Source organism: Dietzia sp. DQ11-44 (genome assembly GCF_014145205.1).
GTDB classification, from domain to species: domain Bacteria; phylum Actinomycetota; class Actinomycetes; order Mycobacteriales; family Mycobacteriaceae; genus Dietzia; species Dietzia natronolimnaea.
This window is the reverse complement of the sequence record NZ_JAALEC010000688.1, coordinates 1-5,547: the sequence shown is the minus strand read 5'-3', so window position 1 is coordinate 5,547 and position 5,547 is coordinate 1. Positions and strand designations below refer to the sequence as shown.

Annotated in this window: 4 protein-coding genes, 2 tRNA genes and 2 pseudogenes; 2 read left to right on the top strand and 6 right to left on the bottom strand. The window is 70.7% G+C overall.

The features are described 5' to 3' along the window. Positions 1 to 951, bottom strand: a pseudogene (locus G6018_RS15640) (hypothetical protein); the annotation flags it as partial. After that, positions 948 to 1,910 carry an ABC transporter ATP-binding protein gene (locus G6018_RS15635; RefSeq protein ID WP_179524983.1) on the bottom strand — a complete coding sequence of 321 codons (963 nt, stop codon included), beginning with the start codon at positions 1,908 to 1,910 and terminating at the stop codon, positions 948 to 950. The pseudogene G6018_RS15640 and the gene G6018_RS15635, both read right to left, overlap by 4 nt. A gap of 59 nt (positions 1,911 to 1,969) precedes the next feature. On the opposite strand from G6018_RS15635, the gene G6018_RS15630 reads away from it, so the two are divergent. Continuing rightward, on the top strand, positions 1,970 to 3,079 hold the full coding sequence (locus G6018_RS15630; protein WP_241730530.1) for an alpha/beta hydrolase: 1,110 nt from the start codon (positions 1,970 to 1,972) through the stop codon (positions 3,077 to 3,079). Between the two features lie 30 nt (positions 3,080 to 3,109). On the opposite strand, the gene G6018_RS15625 is transcribed toward G6018_RS15630, so the two are convergent. Continuing rightward, positions 3,110 to 3,186: transfer RNA gene (locus G6018_RS15625), tRNA-Ile, on the bottom strand. 55 nt (positions 3,187 to 3,241) lie between these two features. Beyond that, positions 3,242 to 4,627 (bottom strand): carboxylesterase family protein, encoded by a 1,386-nt coding sequence (locus G6018_RS15620; protein WP_182611192.1) that lies wholly within the window; start codon positions 4,625 to 4,627, stop codon positions 3,242 to 3,244. A 58-nt stretch (positions 4,628 to 4,685) separates the two neighbouring features. Here G6018_RS15620 and G6018_RS15615 point away from each other — a divergent pair, with 58 nt between their 5' ends. Further along, positions 4,686 to 5,108 (top strand): nuclear transport factor 2 family protein, encoded by a 423-nt coding sequence (locus G6018_RS15615; protein WP_182611191.1) that lies wholly within the window; start codon positions 4,686 to 4,688, stop codon positions 5,106 to 5,108. A gap of 52 nt (positions 5,109 to 5,160) precedes the next feature. Here the strand turns inward: G6018_RS15615 and G6018_RS15610 are convergent. Then, positions 5,161 to 5,233: transfer RNA gene (locus G6018_RS15610), tRNA-Asn, on the bottom strand. An 81-nt stretch (positions 5,234 to 5,314) separates the two neighbouring features. Beyond that, positions 5,315 to 5,547, bottom strand: a pseudogene (locus G6018_RS15605) (DNA primase); the annotation flags it as partial.

Here is a 5,547-nt window from a genome sequence, read left to right as displayed (position 1 = left end):
TGCCTCGACCACGACGTTCATCAGGGCGCCGTACATGGTCATGAGCGCCACGACCCCGACCGTCCATCCGATGAACGCACCGAGGTGCTGGTGTACCGCCACGCCGAGCTCGGACGCCCGCCACCTCGACGCCGTGGCCGAGCCCGTCCGGGCCGGCACCAACCCGGCGCCGACATCGCGGCGGCCGGAGAGCCACAGGGCGGCGGCGGACAGAGCTCCGGCCGTCACGACGGCCACCACCAGCGGGAGTGCGGAGGGGTCCCCGAACGGCCGGACCAACCCGTGCCACCCCAGGGGGGAGGTCCAGCTCACCCAGTTCTCGTTGGTGTCCCCGATCCCCCGCAGGACGAGGGTGAGTCCGGCCAAGGTCATGCCCGTCGCCCACACGGTGCGGTTGTGGGCCACCACCTGCGCGAACACGGCAGTGGCAGCGGCGTATACCCATCCGGTGGCGACGATCGACGCCGCGTAGAGCGCGGCCCCGGTCCGGTCGACCGGGATGGCGAGCGTCGACGCCCAGATTCCGGCGCCGAGGAGGAGGAACACGCCGGCGACGACGACGAGGGCCGCCGTGACCGGGGCGAGCCGACCCGTCCGGGCGGACAGGAGGAGTTCCGTCCTGCCGGTCTCCTCCTCCCGGCGGGTGGACCGAGCGGTCAGGGCGATCGCCATGATCGGGATCGCGAAGGAGGCGATGAACGCGTACTCGTTCATCATGACCCCACCCAGGGTGTCGAGCCCCGCTATACGTCCGTTGAGCATCACCATCGCCTCGCCCAGGGAGGCGGAGTAGGTGGCGAGCTTCTCCGGCGTGTCGTACAGGGCCGCTATCGAGACGGCGGTGAGCAGATACAGCGCGACCAGCCCGAGGACCCACGCGGCGGCGGAGCGCCACCCCGTCCGCAGGTCGATCCGGGCCAGCAGGCCTGTGCCGGCGAATGCGGAGTTCACCGCGACCCGCCGGGGGTCGTGCCCGCCTCTGCGGGTCCCCCTGCGGCCCCCGCGCCCGAGTAGGCGGAGAGGAAGAGGTCGTCCAGGCTGGGTGGGGTGGCGGTGAGGGTGTGTATGCCGGCCGCGTGCAGGATCCCCGTGACCTCGGCGAGCCGCTCTGCCGGCACGTGGCAGCGGACGTCGAACCGCCCGTCCCCGGAGCGCTCCAACCGCAGACCGTCGACCCCGCCCACGGTCTCCAGTGCGCGGGGATCGGTGTCGGTGACGGCGTGGACCTCCGTGGTGGTGTGGCGGCGCAGGTCGCCCAGGGTGCCCGAGCTGATCGTGCGGCCGTCGCGGATGATGCTCACCCGATCGGCCAGCGCCTCGACCTCACCCATGATGTGGCTGGAGAGCAGCACGGTGGAACCACCGTCGACGGCCTCCCGGACGCAGCCCTGGAACACCTGCTCCATCAGCGGATCCAGACCGGAGGTGGGCTCGTCCAACACGAGCAGTTCGGCGCCGGACGCCAGGGCCGCCACGAGTGAGACCTTCTGCCGGTTCCCCTTGGAGTAGTCACGGGTGCGCTTGGTGGGGTCCAGGCGGAAGCGTTCGATCAGCTGGTCGCGGCGTGCCGGGTCCAGTCCCCCCAGCGCTCGTCCCAGTATGTCGATGCACTGGCCGCCGGTCAGGCGGGGCCACAGCGTCACCTCCCCCGGGACGTACGCCAGCCTGGAGTGGAGGTCGACCGCATCGCGCCACGGATCGCGGCCGAACAGGGTCACCCGTCCCGAATCGGACCGCATCAGACCCAGCAGGATCCTGATGGTGGTGGATTTCCCGGAACCGTTGGGCCCCAGGAAGCCGTGTACCTCGCCGCGGCGGACGTCGAGGTCCAGGCCGTCGAGCGCCCGGGTGGCGCCGAACGTCTTGACCAGGCCCTCGACGTGCACCACCGGGTCCGAATCTGAACGCATGACCAGTCCCTTCGTCGATTCTCCCCGATCATCCTCTCCATCCTCGGCACAATGTGGCAATGCGCTCACCGATGTCCGGACACAGGACTTTCCGCCCCTCGATCGCCGACCGCCTCACCAAGGCGGCCATGACCGCCTCTGGTTCTCTACCCGGTCCGGTCATCCAGCTGGCAGGTGGCGCCCCCCGGAGGATCGACGGCCAGGTGCTGGACCCGCATTTCCAGGCCGGGGTCCGGGTGATGTCCCTGTTGTCCGAGGGCGAGTACGAGGACATGCCGGTCGAACAGGCACGCCAGACGGTGGAGCGGTCGGCGTACACCGTCTCGGGGAACCGGATCGACCTCGCCGTCGTCAAGGACCTCGTCCTCCCGCTCGCCGGAACGGATCAGCCCGGCGACGAGACCGCCCGGGCCGACCTGCCCGCCCGCCTGTACTCCCCCGTCCACGGCGACGAAGCGCTGCCGATGCTCGTGTTCTTCCACGGCGGCGGGTGGGTGCTCGGGAGCATCGACTCCCACGATGCGACCTGCCGGTACATCGCGCGGATGGGCGGCCTCAAGGTTCTCAGCGTGGACTACCGTCTGGCCCCCGAGTTCCTCTTCCCCACGGCGGCCGAGGACGCCCTGGCCTCGTTCCGGTACGTGCGGGACAACGCCGGGTCCCTCGGGGTCGACCCGACGCGCATCGCGGTGGGCGGCGACAGCGCGGGCGGGAACCTGGCGGCGGTCGTGTGTCAACAGACCCGCGACGCCGGCGAGAAGACCCCCGACTTCCAACTGCTGTTCGTCCCCGCGACCAACATGTCGACGCGGACCCGCTCGTTCGAGCTGTTCGGCGAGGGCTTCTTCCTCACGGGGAAGAACATGGACTTCTACGAGAACACCTACCTGCGTTCCGACGACGACCGCCTCGACCCGCGGGCCTCCCCGCTGCTGGCCGAGGACTTCTCCGGCCTGCCCCCGGCGCACGTCGCCACCGGCGGGTTCGACCCGCTGCGCGATGAGGGCGAGGCGTACGCGCGGAAGATGGCCGACGCCGGCGTCAAGGTCTCGCTGCGCCGGCATTCCACGATGGTCCACCCGTTCGTCAACGCCGTCGGCGCCACCCCGCTCGCGCGCGCCGCGCTCTCGGAGGCGGTCGGAGCGCTGCGGATGGGTCTGGCGTACTGACCCGGGGTGGTCGGCGCATCGGCGTCGTGATGGTGGGGCCAGCGGGGCTCGAACCCGCGACCAGCGGATTATGAGTCCGCGGCTCTAACCAACTGAGCTATAGCCCCCCGCACGCGCCGGGAGCATCCACCGGCACGTGCCGCGCAATCGTAGCAAGACCCCTCACCGGTCCTCCGGCCACCAGACGGCACGCACTGCCGAGAGTCCGTCGGCGACCTGCGAGGGCGGGTCGTCCCATGCCATGACCAGCCGCTCGGGCGACTCATAGGCGGGATGACCCGGATCGCCGGTGGTCACGAAGTCGACCCACGAGTCGTGCATCCCCTCGACCAGACCCGCCGGCGGCGGGGCACCGAGATAGCGTTCCACGTTCTCCCCGTCCGGGACGGCCCAGAAGAACGGAAGGTCGGCGCAGTGCCTGGGCCCGTTTCCCCCGGTCCAGCAGAAGTCGTACACCCACGTCGGGTCGCCGGCGGCCACCCTGGTCTCGGCTGCGCGGGCCACCGTGGAGTGGATCGCGGCCGCGTCGATCACCGCGCCCACGCTCCGTCGCAGAGACCGGCCGTTCGACTGCCGGGCCAGCGCCCTGAGCCCCTGCCTGGGGAGTTGCTGGGACACCGCCATGAACGCGGCCCCCGGCACCAGCGCCGGACCCGGGAGCTTGTCCGAGACGGCCTCGAACTCCGTCGCGGTGGAACCGATGAGCAGCGGGACGCTCGTTGAAGGGCCTGCGGCGACCGCCTCGAGGGGAGGGGCCGGGACCGTCTCGCCTCCGACCACCGGACGGAACGGGAGCGTGAACTGGTTCTCGCGCCGGAGGCGCCGATGGAACTCGTCCACGGCGCCACGTCCCCCGGCCGCCAGCTCCTCCGCGGTGATCCCCTTGGGCGGGCGGGTCGCCGGGGCCCGCAGGACCGCCGGTGACGCCGCGATCGCCCCGTGGAACAGCCCTGCCGCCGGCGGTGAACCCAACAGGCACAGCACCGCTCCCCCGCCGGCCGACTGCCCGGTGACCGTCACCCTGTCGGGATCTCCGCCGAACGCGGCGATCTCGTCCCGGACCCACTCGAGGGCGGCGATCCAGTCGAGCATCCCGCGGTTGTCCGGGGCGTCGGGGAACGGCGTGAAGCCCTCGACACCCAGGCGGTAGCCCACCGAGACCACGATGATCCCCCGGCGGGCGAAGGTCGCACCGTCGAACCACGGCTGATGGGACGACCCCGATTCCCAGCCGCCCCCGTGGATCCACACCATCACCGGGTGCCCGGAACCCGTCGCCGGCGCCCACACGTCCACGTGCAGGATGTCGGTGCCCGCGACGATCGGCTCGGGGATCGCCGGGTCCGGGTCGAACCTCAGCCTCTGGGCGGTGGCGGCGGGCCTCGTCGCATCACGGACCCCGTCCCACGGCGCTCTACGGACCGGGGAGGCGAAGCGCAGCTCGCCGACCGGGTCCTCGGCGTACGGGATGCCGTAGAAGCGGACGACGTCACCGAGCTCGGTCCCACGGACGCGGCCGGTCGAGAGGGTGACTTCGGCGTCGGTCATGGCGCCAGGTTAACGACGAAGGCTGAGATCGCCCGGCGATCCCTGCTAGGAAAAGGTGATGAGCAGTGACAGGGACCAGATCATCGAGCGGATGGCGGACATCGCCACCGCTCTGGACACCCGCGACTGGGACGGGCTGGGAGAGCTGTTCACCGAATCCGCGACCGGGTACGGGGCGGCCGGTCGGGAGCAGATCGTCCGGACGGTGCGGGACCACCTCGGCGGGTGTGGCCCCTCCCAGCATCTGCTGGGCAACCACAGGGTGCACCTCGCGCTCGACGGAGACGAGGACCGGGCGAGGAGTCTGACGTACGCGCGGGTGCTTCACCTCGGGACGGGAGACCAGGCCGGACTGAGCTACGAGTGCTTCGGCGAGTACTCCGACCTGTGGACCAGGACCCCCGCGGGCTGGCGGATCGTCTCCAGGCGGTTCCGCGTCGACTTCGACCGCGGCGACTTCCGGACACTCCAGCCCGGCTAACCCCGAAATGCGGATCAGGCCGGAGGAGTGTCTCCTCCGGCCTGATCTACTGCTCCCCCATCTGGACTCGAACCAGAAACCCTTCGATTAACAGTCGAATGCTCTGCCAATTGAGCTATGGGGGATTGCTGCCGGTGACCGACGAGCACGTCGGACACCGAGAACTCACCTTAGTGCGAGGGCGACCATCGGACCAAATCGCGAGCTCAGGCGATGTCGGGCGTGGCGCCCACGGCCTGCTCGAGCAGTCCGCGCCGGTATTCCTCCAACGCCACGAGGTCGCCGAACAGCGCCGAGTACCCCTCCGGGTCGGCGGCCGGACTCATCCGCTGGACCTTGGACTTGAGGTCCGCGATCTGGCCGGACACCCACACCTCCTGTAGGCGGGCGAGCACGCCGGAGACGTAGCGGGGCAGCGCGTCCTCGGCCACGCGGAGCG

What these genes read in the sequence shown, in the direction of transcription:
- G6018_RS15620 (WP_182611192.1), bottom strand. Translation starts at nt 4,627, where the DNA reads ATGACCGACGCCGAAGTCACCCTCTCGACCGGCCGCGTCCGTGGGACC.
- G6018_RS15630 (WP_241730530.1), top strand. Translation starts at nt 1,970, where the DNA reads ATGCGCTCACCGATGTCCGGACACAGGACTTTCCGCCCCTCGATCGCC.
- G6018_RS15635 (WP_179524983.1), bottom strand. Translation starts at nt 1,910, where the DNA reads ATGCGTTCAGATTCGGACCCGGTGGTGCACGTCGAGGGCCTGGTCAAG.
- G6018_RS15615 (WP_182611191.1), top strand. Translation starts at nt 4,686, where the DNA reads ATGAGCAGTGACAGGGACCAGATCATCGAGCGGATGGCGGACATCGCC.